General features: G+C 71.7%; 20 protein-coding genes. 8 read left to right on the forward strand and 12 right to left on the reverse strand.

The genetic code is table 11. The annotated features are described in order from the left end of the window. Window positions 1-591: a GNAT family protein gene (locus AB0C82_RS31740; protein WP_362848872.1), complete on the reverse strand. Its 591-nt coding sequence runs from the start codon at window positions 589-591 to the stop codon at window positions 1-3. A gap of 105 nt (window positions 592-696) precedes the next feature. Here AB0C82_RS31740 and AB0C82_RS31745 point away from each other — a divergent pair, with 105 nt between their 5' ends. From AB0C82_RS31745 to AB0C82_RS31755, 3 genes are read left to right on the forward strand one after another with little or no spacing between them, the layout of a single operon-like run. Next, the gene (locus tag AB0C82_RS31745) at window positions 697-3,054 is read left to right on the forward strand and encodes an FHA domain-containing protein (RefSeq protein ID WP_362848874.1); all 2,358 of its coding nucleotides are present in this window, start codon (window positions 697-699) and stop codon (window positions 3,052-3,054) included. A gap of 9 nt (window positions 3,055-3,063) precedes the next feature. Next, the gene (locus AB0C82_RS31750; protein WP_362848877.1) at window positions 3,064-3,741 is read left to right on the forward strand and encodes a hypothetical protein; all 678 of its coding nucleotides are present in this window, start codon (window positions 3,064-3,066) and stop codon (window positions 3,739-3,741) included. Between the two features lie 6 nt (window positions 3,742-3,747). Then, a complete protein-coding gene (locus tag AB0C82_RS31755) occupies window positions 3,748-4,758 on the forward strand; it encodes a serine/threonine-protein kinase (protein WP_362848880.1) in 1,011 nt (336 codons plus the stop codon). A gap of 2 nt (window positions 4,759-4,760) precedes the next feature. Here the strand turns inward: AB0C82_RS31755 and AB0C82_RS31760 are convergent, their stop codons facing one another. Continuing rightward, a complete protein-coding gene (locus AB0C82_RS31760) occupies window positions 4,761-6,038 on the reverse strand; it encodes a streptophobe family protein (RefSeq protein WP_362848882.1) in 1,278 nt (425 codons plus the stop codon). A gap of 144 nt (window positions 6,039-6,182) precedes the next feature. Between AB0C82_RS31760 and AB0C82_RS31765 the strand changes: the two genes are divergently transcribed. Further along, window positions 6,183-7,445 (forward strand): DUF6777 domain-containing protein, encoded by a 1,263-nt coding sequence (locus AB0C82_RS31765; RefSeq protein WP_362848885.1) that lies wholly within the window; start codon window positions 6,183-6,185, stop codon window positions 7,443-7,445. Between the two features lie 13 nt (window positions 7,446-7,458). On the opposite strand, the gene AB0C82_RS31770 is transcribed toward AB0C82_RS31765, so the two are convergent. From AB0C82_RS31770 to AB0C82_RS31785, 4 genes are read right to left on the reverse strand one after another with little or no spacing between them, the layout of a single operon-like run. Next, entirely contained in the window at window positions 7,459-9,348 is a 1,890-nt protein-coding gene (locus AB0C82_RS31770) for a rhamnogalacturonan lyase (protein ID WP_362848887.1), read from the reverse strand. 37 nt (window positions 9,349-9,385) lie between these two features. Continuing rightward, entirely contained in the window at window positions 9,386-9,727 is a 342-nt protein-coding gene (locus AB0C82_RS31775) for a YkvA family protein (protein ID WP_362848890.1), read from the reverse strand. Between the two features lie 34 nt (window positions 9,728-9,761). Continuing rightward, window positions 9,762-10,853, reverse strand: a complete 1,092-nt coding sequence (locus AB0C82_RS31780) for a PP2C family protein-serine/threonine phosphatase (protein WP_362848892.1) — start codon at window positions 10,851-10,853, stop codon at window positions 9,762-9,764. Between the two features lie 57 nt (window positions 10,854-10,910). Continuing rightward, the gene (locus AB0C82_RS31785; protein WP_362848894.1) at window positions 10,911-11,747 is read right to left on the reverse strand and encodes a DUF5753 domain-containing protein; all 837 of its coding nucleotides are present in this window, start codon (window positions 11,745-11,747) and stop codon (window positions 10,911-10,913) included. Window positions 11,748-11,926: 179 nt separating this feature from the next. Here AB0C82_RS31785 and AB0C82_RS31790 point away from each other — a divergent pair, with 179 nt between their 5' ends. After that, window positions 11,927-12,301, forward strand: a complete 375-nt coding sequence (locus tag AB0C82_RS31790; RefSeq protein ID WP_362849232.1) for an ATP-binding protein — start codon at window positions 11,927-11,929, stop codon at window positions 12,299-12,301. Window positions 12,302-12,404: 103 nt separating this feature from the next. Here AB0C82_RS31790 and AB0C82_RS31795 read toward each other — a convergent pair whose 3' ends face one another. The 3 genes from AB0C82_RS31795 to AB0C82_RS31805 form a co-directional block, all read right to left on the reverse strand. Further along, window positions 12,405-13,088 (reverse strand): ribonuclease H, encoded by a 684-nt coding sequence (locus AB0C82_RS31795; protein ID WP_362848897.1) that lies wholly within the window; start codon window positions 13,086-13,088, stop codon window positions 12,405-12,407. A gap of 42 nt (window positions 13,089-13,130) precedes the next feature. Then, complete coding sequence (locus tag AB0C82_RS31800; RefSeq protein ID WP_362848899.1) at window positions 13,131-13,781, reverse strand: DUF6629 family protein; 651 nt, start codon at window positions 13,779-13,781, stop codon at window positions 13,131-13,133. Window positions 13,782-13,943: 162 nt separating this feature from the next. Beyond that, window positions 13,944-14,441 (reverse strand): peptidylprolyl isomerase, encoded by a 498-nt coding sequence (locus tag AB0C82_RS31805; protein WP_362848902.1) that lies wholly within the window; start codon window positions 14,439-14,441, stop codon window positions 13,944-13,946. A gap of 251 nt (window positions 14,442-14,692) precedes the next feature. Here AB0C82_RS31805 and AB0C82_RS31810 point away from each other — a divergent pair, with 251 nt between their 5' ends. Next, window positions 14,693-16,585 (forward strand): ABC transporter ATP-binding protein, encoded by a 1,893-nt coding sequence (locus AB0C82_RS31810; protein ID WP_362848905.1) that lies wholly within the window; start codon window positions 14,693-14,695, stop codon window positions 16,583-16,585. Between the two features lie 103 nt (window positions 16,586-16,688). Next, the gene (locus tag AB0C82_RS31815) at window positions 16,689-17,699 is read left to right on the forward strand and encodes a PHP domain-containing protein (protein ID WP_362849235.1); all 1,011 of its coding nucleotides are present in this window, start codon (window positions 16,689-16,691) and stop codon (window positions 17,697-17,699) included. Between the two features lie 59 nt (window positions 17,700-17,758). Here the strand turns inward: AB0C82_RS31815 and AB0C82_RS31820 are convergent, their stop codons facing one another. After that, complete coding sequence (locus tag AB0C82_RS31820) at window positions 17,759-18,169, reverse strand: organic hydroperoxide resistance protein (RefSeq protein ID WP_362848908.1); 411 nt, start codon at window positions 18,167-18,169, stop codon at window positions 17,759-17,761. Window positions 18,170-18,285: 116 nt separating this feature from the next. On the opposite strand from AB0C82_RS31820, the gene AB0C82_RS31825 reads away from it, so the two are divergent. Beyond that, window positions 18,286-18,762: a MarR family transcriptional regulator gene (locus AB0C82_RS31825; protein ID WP_362848911.1), complete on the forward strand. Its 477-nt coding sequence runs from the start codon at window positions 18,286-18,288 to the stop codon at window positions 18,760-18,762. Between the two features lie 65 nt (window positions 18,763-18,827). Here AB0C82_RS31825 and AB0C82_RS31830 read toward each other — a convergent pair whose 3' ends face one another. After that, window positions 18,828-19,700 (reverse strand): aldo/keto reductase, encoded by an 873-nt coding sequence (locus AB0C82_RS31830; RefSeq protein WP_362848913.1) that lies wholly within the window; start codon window positions 19,698-19,700, stop codon window positions 18,828-18,830. Window positions 19,701-19,984: 284 nt separating this feature from the next. Further along, a complete protein-coding gene (locus AB0C82_RS31835; RefSeq protein WP_362848915.1) occupies window positions 19,985-20,680 on the reverse strand; it encodes a type 1 glutamine amidotransferase domain-containing protein in 696 nt (231 codons plus the stop codon). Between the last annotated feature and the right edge of the window lie 75 nt (window positions 20,681-20,755).

The following is a 20,755-nucleotide window of genomic DNA, read 5'->3' on the forward strand; positions in this document are numbered from 1 at the left end:
TCAGAGGCGGGCGCCGAGGCGCTTCTTCGCCTCGGGCCACTCGTCGGCGAGCAGCGAGAAGTAGACGGTGTCGCGCCAGGTGCCGTCGTGGCGCAGGCGGTGCCGGCGCAGCACCCCTTCGCGCTGCGCGCCGAGGCGCGCGATGGCCTGCTGCGAGCGGGTGTTCAGGTGGTCGGTCTTCAACTGGACACGGCCCATGCCCAGTTCCTCGAAGGCGTACGTCATCAGCAGCTTCGTCTCGGTGTTGACCGCCGAACGCCAGAACGCGCGGCCGTACCAGGTCCAGCCGATCTCCAGCCGTTCGTCGGACGCGCTGATGTCCAGGAACGAGGTCCAGCCGATCGCCCGGCCGGTCTCGCGGTGCATGACGGCGTACGGGACGTACGTACCCCGCTCCGCCTCGTCGAGCAGCTCACGCATCGTCAGGGCGAGCTCGCCCTGCGAACGGGGGGTCGGGCCGCCCTGCCAGCACCAGACCTCGTCATCACCACCACCGGCGGCGAAGAGGTCCTCGGCATGGTCCATCGTCAACGGCACGAGCGTGACATGCCGACCGGCCAGGGTCACGGGTGCGGGTATCCGAGCAGGCATGACATCATCCTAACCCACTTCGGACTAGCACTGAACTATTTTTGCACTAGTACATAAGAGTCCCGCGGCGCGCGCAAATGGTGTGCCCTGACTAGACTTTGGGACATGGCACAGCAGCCTGCGGCAGCGACTGCGCCCGAGCTCGTCCTGGAGACCGATCAAGGTTCGACAGTGATGAGGGCGGGCCGGGACTACCACGTCGGTCGCGACCCGCTGAGCGACATCGTCATCGACGACATCCGGGTCTCCTGGCACCACGCGGTGCTGCACCCCGAAGACGGTCACTGGTTGCTGGAGGACGAACACAGCACCAACGGCACGTACACCGACGGGCGTCGCATCCACGAGGCCGACGTCGGGCCGGGCAGCGAAATCCGGTTCGGCAGCGCCTCCGACGGGCCGCGTGCCCTTCTCGTGGGAGCGAACCCTCCGCAAGCCGCCCCCCGTGCGGCGGAACGGCCCTCCGCGGTCTCGATGCCCGGAGCGACGGGCACCTTCCGGCAGCCGACGACCGTGCGGCCCCTGCCCGCGCGCACCGTACGCATCGGCCGGGGCAGCGACAACGACCTGGTCATCGACGATCTGGTCGTCTCGCGCCGGCACGCCGAGCTGCGGGCCCTGGCCGACGGGACGTACGAGATCGTCGACCTCGACAGCCACAACGGCACCTTCCTCAACGGAACCGCGGTGGAGCAGGCCCCCGTTCTGCCCGGGGACATCGTGGGCATCGGCCACTCGGCGTTCTCTCTCGTCGGCGACCAGCTCCAGGAGTTCGTCGACACCGGTGAAGTCTCGCTCGACGTACAGGACCTGGCCGTCACGGTCGACCACGGCCGCAAGACGCTCCTGGACGAGGTGGCCTTCCCCGTCGGCGAGAAGTGTCTCCTCGCGGTGGTCGGGCCGAGCGGTGCCGGCAAGTCCACCCTGCTCAACGCGCTGACGGGGCTGCGCCCCGCCGACCGGGGCAGGGTCCTGTACGACGGCCGTGACCTCTACCGCGACTTCGCCGAGCTGCGCCAGCGCATCGGCCTCGTACCGCAGGACGACATCCTGCACGCGCAGCTGACCGTACGCCGCGCCCTCGGTTACGCCGCCGAACTACGCTTCCCGCAGGACACCGCGGCAGCGGAACGGCAGGCACGGGTGGCCGAGGTCATGAATGAACTGGGCCTGGAGCAGCGAGCCGACCAGCCGATCCACAGCCTCTCGGGCGGCCAGCGCAAGCGCGTGAGCGTGGCGCTCGAACTACTGACCAAGCCGTCGCTGCTCTTCCTCGACGAGCCGACCTCGGGGCTGGACCCGGGCATGGACCGCTCCGTCATGCACATGCTGCGCGGCCTCGCCGACGACGGCCGGACTGTCATCGTCGTGACGCACAGCGTGCTCAGCCTCGACGTCTGCGACCGGCTCCTCGTCCTCGCCCCGGGCGGACGCATCGCCTACTACGGCCCACCGGACGACGCCCTGGCCTTCTTCGGCTTCGAGCAGTGGCCGGAGGCTTTCGAAGCCTTCGAGAACGACCGGGACCGCGACTGGGCCGGGCAGTACCAGGCGTCACCCTTCCACCAGCGGTACATCGAGAACTCCACCGCCCAGCCGCGGCTGCCGGACGTCCCGGCCGCCGCGCCCGTCGCCCCTCCGCCGAAGACCAGGAACTGGGGCGCGCAACTGCGCACCCTCGTACGCCGTTACGCGGCCGCCCTGAGCGCCGACCGCACGTTCCTCGTCATCATGATCGCCCTGCCGTTCGTGATGGGAGCGATGGCCCGCGCCCTGGCAGGCAGCGAACTGGACCGGGAAACGGCGATGAACGCCCTGCTCATCCTGTGTGTGGGCGGCGTGCTGACAGGTGCCGCCAACGCGGTGCGGGAGCTGGTCAAGGAGAGGGTGATCTACCAGCGGGAGCGTGCGGTCGGGCTGTCCAGATCCGCGTACCTGATGTCCAAGGTCGTGGTGCTCGGCCTCATCACGGTCCTGCAGGCCGTCGTGCTGACCCTCGTGGGCCTGGTCGGCGTCGATCTCAACGCACCGGACGGCAAGGGCGTACTGCTGCCTCCACTGGTGGAGATCACCTTCGCCGTCGCCCTGCTCTCCTTCACCGCGATGATGCTCGGCCTCCTGGTGTCCGCCCTCGTGCGCAAGGAGGAGGTCACCATGCCGTTGCTGGTCCTCCTCGCCATCGTGCAGGTCGTGTTCTGCGGGGCCCTGCTCAAGCTGGACGGAGTGGTCGGGGTCGAGCAGCTGGCGTGGCTGGTGCCGTCTCGGTGGGCGCTGGGGGCGATGGCGGGAACCATCGACCTCTCCGAGATCGTCCCCGGCGAACTCACGTCCGATCCCCTGTTCGCGCACTCCGCCGGGGTGTGGCTGCTCAACATGGGGATGCTGGTGGTGCTGTCGCTCATCTTCGGCTACCTCGTCGCGAAGCTGTTGCGCCGCCATGAACCCGCCATCATGCGGAAGTAGGGGCGGCCCATGGCGACTCCCGAGTTCCGACCGACCCATGTCGTCCCCCCGGACGGGATGCCCGCCTGGGAGTCCCCCGACGTGTCGCGGCCGACCGTGCCCCTGGACCCTCTGCTGCCCGTGCAGCTTCTCGACCGGCGGGGTGACTGGGGGCTCATCGCGTGCGCCAACGGGTGGTCCGCCTGGATCGACGGCAGGCTCCTCGTCGCCGTACCTCAGGACCCGCCGGCGGCCCGGCAGCCGCTCGCCCGCACGGCCGATCCCGGACCCCTGCTGGCCAGGGTCGACGAGGCGCTCGGCCAGTACCGGCGTGCCGCGCGGGAGCTTGCGGACAGCCGCCTCGACGGCGAGAACTTCCGGCTCCGCACGCAGGGCCTACGCGTGGGCGTGATCGTGGACGGCGAGGCGGTGTGGCTGTACGACGCCGAGCACGAGCGCTGGGTGTACTGCGACGGGAAGCAGCTCAGCACGTACGCGGCATCGGCCGGGCCCGGACCGGGCAGGGCGGCCACCGGAGGAGGGCCGGCGGCGGACCCCGGACCCGAACCGACACGGGTGGTCGAGGAGACCGGGCCGGAACCGACGCGAGTCGTCCCGGACACCGGCCCCGAACCGACCCGGGTCGTCCCGGACGCGGGTGGGGCGACGGGGCCCTCCGCCGGACCGCCGACCCGGTCGGTCAGGTGATTCGTGATGGCGTCGCTGCCCGCCGGGAAGCCGCACGACCTGCTGGGGAAGCAGGTCGCAAACTACCTGGTGGAGAGCGAGATCGGCCGCGGCGGCATGGCCGTCGTCTACCGTGCGAAGGATCTTCGGCTGGACCGCACGGTCGCCCTCAAGCTGCTCGCACCGGAGCTGGCGCGTAACGACACCTTCCGGCAGCGCTTCACGCACGAGTCCCGCGTGGCCGCCGCGATCGACCACCCGCACATCGTGCCGGTCTTCGAGGCCGGGGAGACGGACGGGCTGCTCTACATCGCGATGCGCTTCGTCGCGGGCCAGGACCTGCGGGTCCTGATCGACCGCCGGGGTCCTCTGCCGCTCACCACCACCATCCGCATCGCCGCGCAGGTGGCGTCCGCGCTCGACGCCGCCCACGACCACGATCTCGTCCACCGTGACGTCAAACCGGGCAACATCCTCGTCGCGGCGGGTACGGACAGCGACCATCCGGAACACGTGTACCTCACCGACTTCGGGCTGACGAAGAAGTCGCTGTCGCTGACCGGATTCACGACGGTGGGCCAGTTCGTCGGCACGCTCGACTACGTGGCCCCTGAGCAGATTTCTGGGCGGCCGGTTGACGGCCGGTGCGATGTCTACAGCCTCGCCTGCGTCGTCCACGAGACACTGACAGGCGCCCCGCCCTTCCGGCGCGACGACGACATGGCCCTGCTGTGGGCTCACCAGTACGACCCTCCACCGCCGGTCAGCGAGGAACGCCCCGGGCTGCCGGCCGAGGTCGACGGCGTACTGGCGAACGCCCTCGCCAAGAGCCCGGACGACCGTTACGACTCGTGTCTGCAGTTCGTCGCCGCCCTGCGTGCCGCATCCGCGGGTGTCGGACCCGGCTCGCATCCGGCGACCCGGGTGGACGGCAGCCCCGGCCCGTGGCCGGGCGCGGTGGAGCCACCTCCCCCGCCGCCCCGGTGGGCCCTGCCGGTCATCATCCAGGGCGGGGGCAGTCCGGGGCCCGCGGTCTGAGGTCAGGGCCCGCGGTCGCGCGTCCTCCGCCGGACGAACGAGGCGAGCAGGCCGCCGACGAGCCCGGCGACCGCACCCCAGAGCAGGGCGATCCCCAGCGCCGACCAGAGGCGCGGGCGCAGCACCACTTCGCCGCCGAGGCCACCGCCGATGTCACCGAGGCCCAGGAGCGAGAGGCCCAGGTGCGCGGAGACCCTGGAGACGAGACAGCTGAAGAGCACTGTCAGGGCGAGGGCCACCGCCATGTGCGCGGCGTGCTGCCAGGCGCGTGTGCGGGCCGGTGAGCGGACCGCCATGAGGAAGGCGCCCGCGAGGACCGCCAGCGCGGCGACCACGACGAGCCACCACGCGCGGGCGTCCTGTGCGGCGAGCGTACGGACGTTGAGCGTCGTGATGTCGGGCGTGCGGAGCACCGAGTCGAGCACCTGGGGCATCGGCAGTCCGAACGGGCCTTCCACCTTTCCCTCCCAGGACACTCCGAGCCCGAGGGTGAACGCGAGCCACACCAGATTCGGCAACCCCAGCAGGATCACCGCGAACGTCTCCGCGGGGTGGCCCTGTGTCACCACGACGACGAGTCCGACGATCACGCCGAGCACCACGTACCCGAGCAGCAGCACGATCATCGCGTGGGCCGCGGGCCGCACGGGTTCCTGGTAGCGCAGCAGCCCGGGAGGCAGCGGGGCGCCGCGCGACACCAGCAGGGCGAGGACCAGGACACCTGCCAGCCACAGCAGACCGAAGACCAGGGTGAGCGGGATCTCCGCCCTGAATCCGACGGTGGGTGCGGCGTCCAGTACGTCGTCGAGGAGGCCGCCCGTGGGGTCCTCGACCGGGACGGCGAAGGTCTTCCGGGCCAGGAGCGAGAGCGCGAGGAGCGCCAGGAGCCACAGCGCCGCGACCCGGGCGGCCCAGTCGGCCAGTTCTCGGCTGCCGGCGACGGCCCGGTGGCGCAGCGGCCGCAGGAAGCCCGCCGCGACCGCGAGGGCGCCGACCAGGGTCACGGACAGCGGCAGGACCGAGAGGTCCGCGTTCGTCCGGGCGAGCTCCCCCGCGTTGCCGGACACCGCGACGGAGCCGCCTGCCGCCATGACGACGACCGCCGCGACGACGCGCGGGAACGCACCGCCCGGAAGCTGGCCCGCTCCGGCGGCCCAGAGGCCCAGGGCCGCGACGATGATCATGGCGATCATCCCGGCGAGCACCGCCACGAGGGCGTCCGCCCAGCCGTGCGGGGTACGGGACACGCCGTTTCTGCCGGTGCTTCGCGGGCTGCTCACGCTGCCACGCTATGCAGCGCCGGAGCACTCCGCCCGCTGGTGTGGGCCGACTGCGTCCGCTTGCGGGCGACTGGGGTACAAGGCACACAATTAGGTCTGTACGCGCATATTGGGACAGGTTCCTGACGTGGGGAAGAAGAGCCCGTGAGTGAGCAACAGCCGTCGTCCGGACGCCCGACAGGACCACCTTCCGGTCCTCTGTCGGGCCCTTCGCAGGCAGGTCCGACCCCACCGCCGGACACCCCGGCCGGTCCGCCGCCGGGTCCGCCCAGTGGTGGCGGTGACCTCGGGGCGTCGGACTCGACGGGCGGCGGCGGCACGGGCGGGCCGGACTCCGGCGGTGGGGGTGGCGGTTCCGGCGGCGGGAGTTCGGGCGGCGGACCCGGCGACGGTCACGGCCGGGCCTGGTGGCGGTCCGCTCCGCGGGTGGCCGTCATCGCCCTGGCCCTGGTCGCGGCCGTCGTCGTCACCGTCGTCCTGACCCGCCCGGACGGGAGCACGAAGGCGGGCGGCGAGGTGTTCCTCCAGGCCGCGGGCTCCTCGGGACAGGATCCGTTCACCGAATCCACGGCCGAGCAGCAGCCGGAGGCGTCCGCCACACCGACGGCCGTGCCCAGCTCCACGGCTACGACCACCGCCACCCGCGTGGTGAAGGGCTCGGCTCCCGGGCTGTACGGCGGTACCCGGAAGACCGCCAGTTGCGACGTCGAGAAGCAGATCACCGCGCTCACCGACGCACCGGACAAGAACCGCGCGTTCGCCTCGGTCCTCAGCATCGAGCCCTCCGCGGTCCCCGGCTACCTGCGCTCACTGACCCCGGTCCAGCTGCGGGCCGACACCCGGGTCACCAACCACGGCTACAAGGACGGCTCCGCGACCACGTACCAGGCGGTGCTGCAAGCCGGCACCGCCGTCCTCGTCGACAACCGCGGAGTACCCCGGGTGCGGTGCGCCTGCGGCAATCCGCTGCTCCCGCCGGTCGCGCAGCAGGGCGCCCCGAAGCTGAAGGGCGCCGCCTGGCCGGGCTTCAGCTCGTCGGACGTCGTCGTGGTGACACCGTCCACCACCGTGGTGAAGGAGTTCGTCGTCTTCGACCCGAAGTCCGGGGACTGGATCGCGCGCAAGCCGGGCGACACGGGGAAGGCCGACAAGAAGACCGAACCGCCGGCCACCACATCGCCCGCCCCGTCCCGCTCCGACGCGCCGCCGGACAGGCCGTCGTCGGATGCGCCCGCATCCGACACGCCCCCCTCCGACGCGCCGCCCCCCGACGACCCGACGCCCGCTCCCACCTCGGAGCCGCCGACGACGGAGGATCCCCCGGCCGATCCCCCGCCCGCCTCCGAGGAGCCACCGGCCTCGTCCGCGCCGGCGCCGGACGGTTCCCCCGCCTCACCGGCCGAGTGAGACGGCCGGGCCGCTACGGCGTGGTGATGACCGGCCGCGGTGCGGCCACCATCCCGCTGCCGATGGCGAAGCTCGGGTGCGGCGGCTGGTTGTACGCCGTGTTCTGCCAGGCCAGCGCCGTCCGGTACATCGTGTCGTGCAGCAGGGTGGTGATCCTGGTGCCGGTCTCGTACGGCGTGGAGTAGATCCGCAGCGCGGTGTTCGCCGAGGTCGCCCAGACGACTTCCTCGCGCCAGTCACCGAGGATGTCACCGGAGAGGGCCGGTGTGGCCTTGGTGCCGTTCGCGGAGTGCACCGACGCGCCGGTCAGCAGCCGGGTGTCCCCCGCCGTGCCGTACTTGTCGATCCGGGTGTCGTCCAGGAGTTCCCGCGTGGTGTCGCCGTCCCACCAGGACAGGAAGTTGGTGCTGGACGGCTTGCGGCTCGTCACGACGGACCCCTTCGGGTTACGCACTCCGGACACCGCCGACGACCAGGACTCGGCGCCCGCGCTGCCCGCCCAGATGTCGCCGGAGACGCCCCGGCCGTTGTCCCCGCTCGCCGGGGTGGACCAGAGGATCTGCCCGTTCCTGGCGTCGGCCATCCACGAGGTCGGCTTCGAGCTGTCCTCGTCCACCTTGAACTCCTCCAGGCCCGGCCGGGCGGGGTCGAGGTCGCCCACGTGCATCGCGTCGCCGTGGCCGTTCTTCGTCGTCCACAGGCCGCTGCCGTTGTCGTCGACGGTCATTGCGCCGTACACGATCTCGTCCTTGCCGTCGGCGTCGACGTCGGCGACGGACAACTGGTGGTTGCCCTGGCCGTCGTACCCCTTGCCCACGTTGGTCGAACTGTTCGTGTCGAAGGTCCAGCGCCGGGTGAAGGCGCCGCCCCGCCAGTCCCAGGCCACGACGACACTGCGCGTGTAGTAGCCGCGCGCCATGATGAGGGACGGCCTGGCGCCGTCCAGATAGGCGGTGCCTGCCAGGAAGCGGTCCACCCGGTTGCCGTACGAGTCACCCCATGAGGAGACGGTCCCGCGTGCCGGAACGTAGTCGACGGTGCCCATGGCGGCGCCGGTCCGGCCGTTGAACATGGTCAGGTACTCGGGTCCGGTGAGGATGTAGCCGGAACCGTTGCGGTGGTCGGCGCTCGCGCTGCCGATCACCCTGCCCGTGCCGTCGACGGTGCCGTCGGCCGTCTTCATGGCCACCTCGGCCTGACCGTCGCCGTCGTAGTCGTACACCTGGAACTGCGTGTAGTGCGCGCCGGAGCGGATGTTGCGCCCGAGGTCGATGCGGAACAGCCGGGTGCCGTCCAGGCGTAACCCGTCGACGACCGTGTTGCCCGTGTAGCCGGACTGCGAGTTGTCCTTGGCGTTCGTGGGCTGCCACTTGAGTACGAAGTCGAGGGCGCCGTCGCCGTCGAGGTCACCGACGGAGGCGTCGTTGGCCTCGTAGGTGTAGGCGACGCCGTCGGGTGTCGTGCCGCCCGCGGGCGGGGTGATCGGGACGTCCTTGTAGCCGGCGCGGAACTGGACCGCGTGGACGGAGTCGCTCTGCTCGGCGCCGTTCACGACGGCCCGCACCGTGTAGTCGGCGGTGGCGGGGGCACCGGTGTGGAAGTAGTTCGTCGAGCCCGTGACGGGGGACGCGTTGACCTTGGTGCCCGCCCGGTAGACGTTGAAGGACACGTTGTCCGGGTCCGTGCCGAGCCAGCGCCAGCTGACGAGGTTGCCGCTGTCGGTGTGCACGCTGACGACGCCGCGGTCGAGTGCCTCGGCCTGGCGGGCGGTGGCGGCGTGCGACGTCTGCCCGGCGGCGACCAGCCCGGTGGCGGCGAGCAGTCCCGCCGTGAGGGCGCCGAGGAGGGCGCGGGTCCGGGTGACGCGGCGTCGGTGGAGCGGTCGGTGAGACGTGGGTTCCACGATGGGGGCCTTCCGTGCGGGGGACGGGTTCCTCCCGTCAGTGGCCGCCCGGCACCGAAAGGTTGCCGCCCCGGGCCTCCTTGTACGTGGTGCGCGCCCCCGACACCGCCGTGCCGGCCGTCAGCGCCGCGAGGTGCAGGGAGCGCAGGGTCAGCATCAGGAATCCGATGTCGTCGAGGTAGACGGGGTCAGGCAGCAGATCGACCGGTGACACGGTGTAGATCACCGCGGCCCAGACCAGCGCCTTGTTGCGGAGCGGGATTCCCGCGTCGAGCAGCAGCTTCCTGGCCCGGAGCACCCGGACCAGAAGCACCGCGGCGACGCCCACGGTGAGCAGCACGAGCACTGCCGCGAGGATGAGCCAGCCTTTGGTGTCCATGCCCCATCCTGTACCCGCCCGGGGCGCGCTCAGTTCATTCCGGTGAATGACGTAGCGCGAGCAGAGCCTGATCGTCCTGCGGCCGGCCGCCGGTGTGGCGCCGCACGTCGCGGATCAGCATATCGAGGACCTGCGCCGGAGTGGCCTCCTCGCCTGACCGGGAGCGGTGGCGGAGCAGGAGGGGGACGCGGGCCGCGGCGTCGTAGAAGACGCCTTCGGTGTCCCTGGCTTCGGTCACGCCGTCGGTGTAGCAGAGCAGCGTCGCGCCGGGCGGGAAGGGGAAGGTGTCGACCGGGGCGGACCAGTGGCCCAGCGCGCCGATCGCCAGCGGGGGCGCTTCCTGGGACGGTTCGAGGAGGGTGGCTCCGCCCTGGGCTTCGAGGAGCAGGGGCGGTGGATGACCCCGGTTGATGATGCGTACGGCGCTGAGGTCGGTGGCGAACTCCGCGATCAGACCGGTGGTGAAGCCCTCTTCCTGTTCGAGGCCGCCACGCCTGCCGCCTTCGCGCAGGAGGGCTTCCTCCAGCGAGCGGACCAGTTCATCCAGGTTCTCGGCCTGGTCGGCGGCGTTCCGGAAGGCGCCCAGGTCGACGCAGACCGCGTTGACGGCGCCGAGGCCCTTGCCCCGTACGTCACCGACGAAGACCCGGGTGCCGTACGGGGTCTGCTGGACGACGTAGAGATCACCGCCGATCATGGCCTCGTCCTCGGCGGGGACGTACCGGGCGGCGATGTGCAGGTCGCCCAGCCGCTCCGGCGGCCGGGGCAGCACGGCGCCCTGGGCGATGGCGGCGACGCGCAGCGCGCGCCGGGTGCGGCCGGCCTGCCGGTCGATCGTGCGGTGGATGAAGACGGCCAGCAGCGTTACGGCCACGAGGGTGAGCTGGTTGGCCAGTCCGCGATGCCAGCCGAAGGTGCCGTCCACCCGGGCCAGACACGCGTGCACGGCCATCGAGGCGAGGCCGGTGAGGATGATGCCGCGCAGCGTGAGGAGCGGCGCGGCGGCCACGGGCGCCGCCATGATGAGCGGGGCGGACGTCACGGCGGTCGGCGTCACCAGGTCGGCCACGACGGCCAGCGCGATCACACCGGCGGGGATCCACTGGGCCTTGCTCCGCTGCACCACTCCCCCACGCTGGCCGTAAGCGGCGTGCGTCGCATCCCGGCGGGGCCGTCCGGTAGGTCAGGCGACGGGGAGCGGCGTGCCGGGACGTGGCGCGGCGGCGCAGGCCGCGTCGATGCGGATGCGGTGGTTCATCACCGCGTCCGGATCGTCGACGATGTCGACGCGCACTCCGGGGGTCTCCAGGATCGCCTGGTCCCCGATCTCGGGCGCGGACACCCGGAGCAGGTGCAGGGGCGGAACGCCTGTCAGCGGGTGCGGCGGGTGATCGAGAGGTACCACCTGCACGGTGACCTGCGGGCGGTGCACGGCCTCGGCCAGGGCCTGGCGCTGCTCGTCCATCACTCGCCGGTCACCGACCTGGGTGTGCAGCGCGGCAGCCGGGATCAGGGCCCACAGGGCGGCCCCGCGGTGGGTCAGGCGGCGCTGGCGCTCCCGCAGCAGCTCGACGCGGCGCCGACGCCGTGCTGCGTCCCCGTCGGGGTGCAGCGCCCGGTCCAGCGCCTCCGCGTAGGCCGGGGTGCGCAGCAGTTCGGGTACGAGCGCGGGGTGCCAGGTCCGCACGAGACCCGCAGAGGACTCCATGCCGATGACCTCCTGCTGCCAGGGTTCCATCGCGTCGCGCCACTGGTGCCACCAGCCCGGCAGGCTTGCGGCCCCGAGGGCTGCCATGATCGGCTCGGCAGCGGACTCCGGGACCCCGTAGCAGTCGAGCAGCGCCCGCACCTGGCGCGCGTCCAGACCCGTCTCGGCCCGCTCGATGCGGCGTACGGTCGCCGGGTGGGCGTCCAGCGCCTGCGCGGCGGCGGCGAGGCTCAGACCAGCGCGTTCCCGCAGCAGCCGGAGCCGTACGGCGAGTACGCGATGCTCCACGGTGGGACCGGACCGCGGTCTCATTCTCGTACCTTCCTCCATGGCCCCGACGCGGAGCATGACGCATTCTGTCGCTTGCAAAGTATGCTCTTTGCGCAGAGAGTACGTACATGTCGGAAATAGTCGCGTGTACGCCGCGGACCACCCAGGACGCGGGCAGCAGGCGTGCACAGAACTGGTGGATACCCCGCGTCCCCGAAGGTGTGCCGGAGTCCCGGCGCCGCGTGGAGGAGGCGATGCGTGACTGGGGAGAACCCGGCGACCGGATCGACGCCGCGGCTCTGGTCGTGACCGAACTGGTCGCCAACGCGGTCCAGCACACCGACAGCCGCCGCATCCGGTGCCGGCTCCTGCGCTCGCGCAGCGGCGTCCGCATCTGCGTGTGGAACCGCGGGAGCGGCCACGCCCGCATCCCCTCCCCCACCCCACCGGGGGACCTGGCGACGGCTCCGGGCGAGTGTCCCGAGCCGGAGGAACTGGCCGAGGACGGCAGAGGACTCCTGCTCGTGGACGCGCTGGCGGCCCGCTGGGGCACGAGCACCGGCGTCGCGGGCCGTCTGGTCTGGGCTGATATCTGACGGAGCCGGGCCCCTCGTTCCGGCCCCTCCGTCCTGGGACCCTCGGTCCCACGCCCCCTGACGCGCCGCGTCACTCACCACGGAACGGCCGCCCCCGCCGCCCCTACGCGGGCGCGGTCCGGCACTCCGGGTGACCCCAGCCGTTCGGATTCTTGGCGATCATGTCCTTCGCCGCGTACGGCTTCCCGCAATGGCACCGTCCGGCGAACTTCGCCCGGATCGTTCCGGTGCGCGCGCCGCTCCTGGCGCCGGCCGCCTTCGCCCCGTCGGTACGCGCCTTCGTCGACCGTGCGGGAGCGGGCACCGGCAGGTCGGCGGTGCCGTGCGCCGTCCCCGCGGCCTGCTGCGTCACGGCGGCCTCACTGGCGGCCTGGTCGGCGAGCGCGTTGAGCGGGTCCCCGTCGACCTGGTGCGCGGGAACGTAGCGGAAGGTCACGCTGCGACCGCCGAGCAGCGCGTCGATGCGCGTCACCAGCTCCTGGTTGGCGACGGGCTTTCCGCCCGAGGTCTTCCAGCCGTTGCGCTTCCACCCGGGAAGCCACTTGGTCACCGCGTTCATCGCGTACTGCGAGTCCATGCGCACCTCGGCCGGCACGGCCGGATCGGTGGACTCCAGCAGCTCCGCCAGGGCGGTCAGCTCTGCGACGTTGTTGGTGGCGCTACCGAGCGGTCCGGCCTCCCAGCGCTGCGGCCGCCCCTGCGCGTCGGCCACGACCCACGCCCAGGCGGCGGGACCCGGGTTGCCCTTCGACGCCCCGTCACACGCGGCGATGATGCTCTCGTCCATACCCTTGATCATGCCAGTCCCGAAGCGGCCCGATTCCGGTGGTCAGTCCGTCGGGGCGGATCCGACGGCCGGGCGCGGGTCCGGGGGGCCTCGTCGGGCCCAGCCGAGCAGGACCACCGAACAGGCCGCCGCGAAGGCGCACCAGGTGGAGATGAACTCGAGGCGCCACAGTGCCGCGCAGAGCGCCGCGCCCACGGCAACGAGCAGCCCCAGCGCCCGGAGCCACCGGTCGGCCGACAGCAGCAGTGAGCCGACCGTTGCGAGCAGGTAGCCGCAGAGCAGCAGGGCCGCGTGCGGCAGGTCGAGGGCGTAGCCCAGCGTGTGGCCGCGGACCTCGGCCGTCACGGGACGGGTGAGCAGGCTGTACGTCAGGAACGCGGCGGTCAGCGCTCCCGCCGCGAGCGGCACCGTCAGCCGCGGACGGGCCGGTGCCGGGGCCGCGCAGAACACTCCGGCGGGCACCCACAGGGCCAGCACCGGGAGGGCGATCACCGCCCAGGCGACGGTGGCCGGGCCGCCCGTTCCGTCCTCGGACCGCCACACCGCGGACTCGATGACCTGGTGGGCCCCGAGCAGCAGCGGGAGCGCGGCGAGCGGCAGGTCGCGGGCACGCCGGGAGCGCGCCACACAGGCCACGCCGATCGCCACGACGCAGGTACCGGCCACCAGATCGGCCGTCGCGCTCCAGCACATGTCGTCACCCCGGCCGGGTATCGAGCGGATCGGTCTCGCTCGGCAACGCTACGGCTCCGCACGCCGGACGCATCCCGGACGCCGCCGTACGTACCGGAGCGCCCCGGCGGTGACTTCACCGACGGGGCGCTCAGGGCCGAACAGGGTGCCGCGGAGAACGGATCAGAGCTGACCGGACTCGGCGACGGCGATCGCGGCCTTGGTCTGGCCGCTGCGCGAGCCGTACGACTCGATCTTGCGGACGAGCTCCATGCTGGCGTCGTCGGCGACCTCGCCGAAGACGACGTGCTTGCCGTCGAGCCACGGCGTCACGACGGTGGTGATGAAGAACTGCGAACCGTTGCTGTTCGGGCCCGCGTTGGCCATCGACAGCAGACCCGGCTTGGTGTGCTTCAGCTTGAAGTTCTCGTCGTCGAACTTCTCGCCGTAGATGCTCTTGCCGCCGGTGCCGTTCTGGCGGGTGAAGTCGCCGCCCTGGAGCATGAAGTCCGGGATGACACGGTGGAACGGCGATCCGGCGTAGCCGAATCCCTTCTCGCCCGTGGACAGGGCACGGAAGTTCTCAACCGTCTTGGGAGCGACGTCGTCGAAGAGGTTGAAGACGATCCGCCCGGCGGGCTTGCCGTCGATGGTGATGTCGAAGTAGGTCTTGATTGTCATGAAGCCATCCTGACACTCCCCGGTACCTCCGGATGCACGGCACCCCCCTCCTTCGGCTCCCGAAACGCCGAACAGAGGTGGTCAGGGCCCCTTCGGGAGCGCACGGCTCGGCGCGCCGCGTACCTCCTCCCGGGCCGAGCCGGCGCGACGGTTGACCTCAAGTTCGCTTCAGGTCCTACCGTTCTGTACGCACACCCGGGCCGCACGGCCGATGGGTGCCCCGCGCAGCCGACATCTTCCGGAGATACCTCATGAGCATGGAAATGACCGCTTGGTCGTCGCTGCACAGCGCGATGACCGCACAGGAGGACCGGCGGCCCTTCTCCCGGGCGACACTGCGCCGCATCCTCGCCTTCGCCCGCCCGCACCGACGGCAGATCTACCGGTTCCTGGCGCTCAGCGTGGTGACCGCCCTCCTGGCGGTCGCCACTCCCGTCCTGGCGGGCAGCGTCGTCGACGCGATCATCCAGGGCAAGGACACCGGCGTGGTCACGGGGCTCGCGCTGCTCATCGCGCTCATCGCCGTGGCCGAGGCGGCGCTCGGGCTGCTCACCCGGTGGCTGTCGGCCGGACTGGGCGAGGGGCTGATCCTCGATCTGCGCACGGCGGTCTTCGACCACGTGCAGCGGATGCCGATCGCCTTCTTCACCCGGACCCGTACCGGTGCGCTCGTCAGTCGGCTCAACAACGACGTCATCGGCGCGCAGCGGGCCTTCAGCAACACGCTGTCCGGCGTCGTCTCCAACCTCGTCACCCTGCTGCTGACGCTCGCCGTCATGCTCAGCATCTCCTGGCAGATCACGCTGCTCGCTCTCGTCCTGCTGCCGGTGTTCGTCGTCCCTGCCCGCAGGATGGGCTCCAGGATGGCCGGGCTCCAGCGCGAGGCCGCGCACCACAACGCCGCCATGGGCACGCAGATGACCGAGCGCTTCTCGGCGCCGGGCGCGACACTCGTCAAACTGTTCGGGCGCCCTGCCGACGAGTCGGCGGAGTTCGCCGCCCGTGCCGGCCGCGTGCGTGACATCGGCGTCCGCACGGCCATGGCCCAGTCCACCTTCATCACCGCTCTGACCCTGGTGTCCGCGCTGGCGCTCGCCCTGGTCTACGGACTCGGCGGGTACTACGCGCTGCGCGGGAGTCTCGACCCGGGCGCGATCGTCGCCCTCGCGCTGCTGCTGACCCGTCTCTACGCGCCGCTCACCGCGCTGGCCGGAGCCCGGGTCGAGGTGATGAGCGCCCTGGTCAGCTTCGAGCGGGTCTTCGAGATCCTGGATCTGAAGCCGCTGATCGACGAGAAGCCCGACGCCCGCCGGGTGCCGGACGGCCCGGTGTCCGTCGAGTTCGACGGGGTTTCCTTCGGCTACCCGTCCGCCGACAAGGTCTCCCTCGCCTCGCTGGAGGATGTCGCGACGCTCGACGCCCGCGAGGGCACGGAGGTCCTCCACGACGTCTCGTTCCGCGCCGAGCCCGGCCGGATGGTCGCGCTGGTCGGTTCCTCGGGAGCGGGCAAGTCCACCATCGCCCAGCTGCTGCCCCGGCTCTACGACGCCGACTCCGGTGCCGTACGGCTGAACGGGATCGACGTGCGCGACCTCACCGCCGACTCGATCCGCGAGACGCTCGGCATGGTCACCCAGGACGGTCACCTCTTCCATGAGTCCGTCCGCGCCAACCTGCTGCTCGCGCGGCCCGACGCCGCCGAGGACGACATCTGGGACGCCCTGCGCCGCTCCCGGCTCGACGGTCTGGTCGCCTCACTGCCCGAGGGGCTCGACACGGTCGTCGGCGAGCGCGGTTACCGGCTCTCCGGCGGGGAACGGCAGCGGCTGACGATCGCCAGGCTGCTGCTGGCCCGCCAGCGCGTGGTGATCCTCGACGAGGCGACGGCCCATCTCGACTCGACGTCCGAAGCGGCCGTCCAGGAGGCACTGGCCGAGGCGCTGGAAGGCCGGACCGCCGTGGTGATCGCCCACCGGCTCTCGACGGTACGGGCCGCCGATCTGATCCTGGTCGTCGAGGAGGGGCGGATCGTGGAACGCGGAACCCACACCGAACTGCTGGCCGAGGGCGGCAGGTACGAGCAGCTGTACCGCACCCAGTTCGAGCGCCCCGAAGCGGAGGAGCAGGCGCAGCCCGTGCGCTGAGCCACGCCGGGTCCCGCAAACCGTTTCCGCACCCTCGCTGTGCGGACGGGGCGGGACTCGGCGAAGCTGGGTGCAGACCCTGGGCCCGTACTCGGAGGTGCTGATGGAGCCGGTGAGCGCACTGCGCCGTATCGCGTTCCTGCTGGAGCGCTCGCAGGCCGAGACGTACCGGGTGAAGGCGTTCCGCAGGGCCGCCGACGCGCTCGCCGCGATCCCGGCGGACGATGTCGCCGAGCTGGTGACCCACGGGTCGCTGGAGTCGGTGAACGGCATCGGCCCGAAGACGGCCCAGGTGATCCGGGAGGCACAGGGCGGGGAGGTTCCGCGTTATCTCGACCGGCTGGAGACGGAGGCCGCCGGACCGCTGGCCGAGGGCGGGGAAGAGCTCCTGGCCCTGCTCAAGGGCGACTGCCACATGCACTCGGACTGGTCGGACGGCGGAAGCCCGATCGAGGACATGGGCCGTACGGCTCGGGAGCTGGGCCACGAGTGGGCGGTCCTGACCGACCACTCGCCACGGCTGACGGTGGCCAACGGGCTGTCGCCCGAGCGGCTGCGCCGGCAGCTGGCCGAGGTGGCCGCGCTCAACGAGCGGTGGGCCCCGTTCCGGCTGCTCACCGGTATCGAGTGCGACATCCTGGCGGACGGCTCGCTCGACCAGGAGCCGGAGCTGCTGGAGCAGGTCGACGTGGTGGTGGCGTCGTCCCACTCGAAACTGCGGATGAACTCCGCGGCGATGACCCGGCGCATGATCACCGCGGTCCGCGACCCGCACACGGACATCCTCGGGCACTGCACCGGACGACTGCTCCACGGCCGCAAGCGGCCGGAGTCCGAGTTCGACGCGGCCGAGGTCTTCGCCGCGTGCGCGGAGTCGGGTACGGCGGTGGAGATCAACAGCCGCCCGGAACGGCTCGACCCGCCCCGGCGCCTGCTCAGGCAGGCCGTCGAGGCGGGTGTGCTGTTCTCCGTCGACACCGACGCGCACGCCCCCGGCCAGCTCGAATGGCAGGCCTACGGCTGCGCGCGGGCCGAGGAGTGCGGGGTGCCCCCGGAACGGGTCGTCACGACGTGGAGTGCCGAGCGGCTGCTGGCCTGGACCGGCGCGTCCTGAACCGAACGTTCCGGGCGGGTGACCGCCGTGGTCCCGAGCCGACGACGACCGGCCGATGACTACTCGATGACGAGCTCGACCTCGATGTTGCCGCGCGTGGCCTTGGAGTAGGGGCAGTAGGCGTGGGTGGCCTCGACGAGCTTGCGGCCCGCCTCGCCTTCGAGGGCTTCCGGCAGCTCGACCCGCATGACGACCGCGAGGCCGAAGCCGGTGTCGTCCTTACCGATCGAGACCTCGGCCGTCACGGCCACGTCCTTGGTGTCCACCTTCATCTCCCGGCCGACCGACGCCATGGCGCTGGCGAAACAGGCGGCGTAGCCGGCGGCGAACAGCTGCTCGGGGTTGGTGCCCTTGCCGTTGCCACCGAGCGCCGGCGGCAGCGCCAGGGGGAGGTCGAGCTGGCCGTCCGAGCTCACGGCCCGGCCCTCTCGGCCGTTGGCGGTGGCGGCAGCGGTGTAGAGCGCATCCATGGGAGTGTCCTTCTTTCCTGTCGCGGTGACCGGCCCGGTCAACCCTCGCCCCAAACAGTTGCACACAATTCAATTGTGCACAACTGAATGGCTCACAATGAGATATCCTGGTTCCCATGACAACCTCGCCGATCCCCGCCCACGCGCTGCCGGACGCGGATCTGCTGCGCCTGGACCACCAGGTCTGCTTCTCCCTGCACGCCGCGTCCCGCGCGTTCGGCGGCCTGTACCGGGAGGCGCTGAAGGACCTGGGCCTCACCTACCCCCAGTACCTGGCCATGCTGGTGCTCTGGGAGCACGGGCCCCAGCAGGTGAAGACGATCGGCGAGCGCCTCCACCTCGACTCCGGGACCCTGTCCCCGCTGCTGAAGAGGCTGGAGTCGGCGGGTCTCGTCGTCCGTGGGCGGAGCCCGCAGGACGAGCGCTCCGTGACCGTCAGGCTCACGGACGCCGGTGCGGATCTGCGCGAACGCGCACTGCCCGTACCACGCAGGATTCTCCAGGCCACCGGCCTCTCGGTACCGGAGATCGTCGCCCTGCAGGACGTGCTCGGACGGCTCACCTCCGCCCTGGACGAGCCGCGACAGGCCTGAGACACGCGCGGGCGCCCCCACCGGCGGCGGGGGCGCCCGGACGGCCGTCGGGCTCAGGCAGTGCTTCAGACTGCCTCGGTGAGCGCCGCGAACTCCTCGTCGGTGAGGGTGACGGCGGCGGCCGCGGTGTTCTCCTCGACGTGGGCCACGCGCGAGGTGCCAGGGATCGGCAGCATGACCGGCGAGCGGCGCAGCAGCCAGGCCAGGGCCAACTGGGAGGGGCTCGCGCCGTGTTCCTTGGCGGCGGCGTCCAGCGGGCCGCCGGGGCGGGCGAGTTCACCGGTGGCGATCGGGTACCACGGGATGAACGCGATGTTCTCGCGCTCGGCGTACTCCAGCACGTCCTCGGCACGGCGGTTGGCGAGGTTGTACAGGTTCTGGACGGAGACGATCTCCGCGATCCCCCGCGCCTCCTCCAGCTGACGCACGGTGACCTCGGAGACCCCGATGTGGCGGATCTTGCCCTCCTGCTGAAGCAGGACGAGCTCACCCAGCTGGTCGGCCAGCGGCACCTGCGCGTCGATGCGGTGCAGCTGGTAGAGGTCGATGCGCTCAAGACCCAGGTGACGCAGGCTCAGTTCGGCCTGCTGGCGGAGGTATTCGGGCCTGCCGACCGGACGCCAGTCACCGGGGCCGCACCGGGTGTAGCCACCCTTGGTCGCGATGACCAGGTCGTCCGCGTACGGGTGCAGGGCCTCGCGGATCAGCCGCTCACTGACGAAGGGGCCGTAGGAGTCGGCCGTGTCTATGAACGTGACGCCCAGCTCCACCGCGCGGCGCAGGACGCGCACGGCCTCTGCGGGGTCGGCGGGTTCACCCCAGACTCCGGGGCCCGTGAGCTGCATCGCGCCGTAGCCGAGGCGGTTGACGGGCAGGTCCCCGCCGAGTGCGAAGGTGCCCGATGCTTCGGCGGGGCGGGGCGGGTGCGGAGCGTTCATGAGAAGGGTCCTTCCGGACGACAGGCGGCTCGGTGAACACGGATGCGGCCGGGCGGGAGCGGCCGGTCCCATACGTACCCGGCCACCGTCCGAACGGCCCCGCTCGACGGTAGCCGGACGGGGGCGGCGGGACCGCGGGAAACGGAGGCTAAATCCGGTCAATGCGGGGCCGGGTGCGGCTCTCGGCCGCAGGGCCTCCGGTGCCCGTACGCACGCGGGCCGGGCGCCCGCGGTGGCGGACGTCCGGCCGGTGCGGCGCCCGGACAGTTGGCTGTCCGGGAGATTCAGCCCAGCTTCCTGAGCAGTTCGGCCGCGAGCGGGGCGGAGGAGGCCGGGTTCTGGCCGGTGACCAGATTTCGGTCGACGATCACGTACGGGGCCCAGGGCTCGCCCTCCTGGAAGTCCGCGCCGAGCTCGACCAGACGGTCCTGGAGCAGCCACTTCGCCTTGTCCGCGAAGCCGGCCTGCGTCTCCTCGGCGTTACTGAATCCGGTCAGCCGGTAGCCGGCGAAGGGGTTGGCCCCGCCTTCCTTCCCCGCCGCGAGCAGCGCGGCCGGGCCGTGGCATACGACGCCGAGGGGCTTGCCGGACTCCAGCGCCCGGGCCAGCAGACCGCCGGAAACCGGGTCGACGGCGAGGTCCTCCATGGGGCCGTGGCCGCCGGGGCAGAAGACGGCGGCGTAGTCGTCGAGGTTCACGTCGTCCAGCGCGATCGGGTGCCGGAGTTCGCTGAAGGAGTTCAGGACCTCCTCGACCCGGTCGGCGCCCTCCTGCCCGCCGTTGGACTCGGGCGCCAGGCTGCGCCGGTCCACCGTCGGCACTCTGCCGCCCGGCGTGGCGACCACGACCTCGTGCCCGGCTGCCTTGAACGCCTCGTACGGGGCGGCGGCCTCCTCGGCCCAGAAGCCCGTCGGGTGCTTCGTGCCGTCCGCCAGGGTCCACTGGTCCGCACCTGTCACTACGAACAGAATCTTCGACATCTCGCTCTTCTCCGAGGGGCGGGCCCGGCCGGGCCCGGAGGATGGTTCAGGTCCACGATCACGGCCGCCGGTGCG

This window comes from Streptomyces sp. NPDC048560, from assembly GCF_040650955.1.
Taxonomy (GTDB): Bacteria; Actinomycetota; Actinomycetes; order Streptomycetales; family Streptomycetaceae; genus Streptomyces.

What these genes read in the sequence shown, in the direction of transcription:
- AB0C82_RS31805 (WP_362848902.1), bottom strand. Translation starts at nt 14,441, where the DNA reads ATGACAATCAAGACCTACTTCGACATCACCATCGACGGCAAGCCCGCC.
- AB0C82_RS31775 (WP_362848890.1), bottom strand. Translation starts at nt 9,727, where the DNA reads ATGGACACCAAAGGCTGGCTCATCCTCGCGGCAGTGCTCGTGCTGCTC.
- AB0C82_RS31820 (WP_362848908.1), bottom strand. Translation starts at nt 18,169, where the DNA reads ATGGATGCGCTCTACACCGCTGCCGCCACCGCCAACGGCCGAGAGGGC.
- AB0C82_RS31740 (WP_362848872.1), bottom strand. Translation starts at nt 591, where the DNA reads ATGCCTGCTCGGATACCCGCACCCGTGACCCTGGCCGGTCGGCATGTC.
- AB0C82_RS31745 (WP_362848874.1), top strand. Translation starts at nt 697, where the DNA reads ATGGCACAGCAGCCTGCGGCAGCGACTGCGCCCGAGCTCGTCCTGGAG.
- AB0C82_RS31750 (WP_362848877.1), top strand. Translation starts at nt 3,064, where the DNA reads ATGGCGACTCCCGAGTTCCGACCGACCCATGTCGTCCCCCCGGACGGG.
- AB0C82_RS31755 (WP_362848880.1), top strand. Translation starts at nt 3,748, where the DNA reads ATGGCGTCGCTGCCCGCCGGGAAGCCGCACGACCTGCTGGGGAAGCAG.
- AB0C82_RS31835 (WP_362848915.1), bottom strand. Translation starts at nt 20,680, where the DNA reads ATGTCGAAGATTCTGTTCGTAGTGACAGGTGCGGACCAGTGGACCCTG.
- AB0C82_RS31795 (WP_362848897.1), bottom strand. Translation starts at nt 13,088, where the DNA reads ATGGACGAGAGCATCATCGCCGCGTGTGACGGGGCGTCGAAGGGCAAC.
- AB0C82_RS31810 (WP_362848905.1), top strand. Translation starts at nt 14,693, where the DNA reads ATGAGCATGGAAATGACCGCTTGGTCGTCGCTGCACAGCGCGATGACC.
- AB0C82_RS31785 (WP_362848894.1), bottom strand. Translation starts at nt 11,747, where the DNA reads ATGAGACCGCGGTCCGGTCCCACCGTGGAGCATCGCGTACTCGCCGTA.
- AB0C82_RS31825 (WP_362848911.1), top strand. Translation starts at nt 18,286, where the DNA reads ATGACAACCTCGCCGATCCCCGCCCACGCGCTGCCGGACGCGGATCTG.
- AB0C82_RS31815 (WP_362849235.1), top strand. Translation starts at nt 16,689, where the DNA reads ATGGAGCCGGTGAGCGCACTGCGCCGTATCGCGTTCCTGCTGGAGCGC.
- AB0C82_RS31800 (WP_362848899.1), bottom strand. Translation starts at nt 13,781, where the DNA reads ATGTGCTGGAGCGCGACGGCCGATCTGGTGGCCGGTACCTGCGTCGTG.
- AB0C82_RS31830 (WP_362848913.1), bottom strand. Translation starts at nt 19,700, where the DNA reads ATGAACGCTCCGCACCCGCCCCGCCCCGCCGAAGCATCGGGCACCTTC.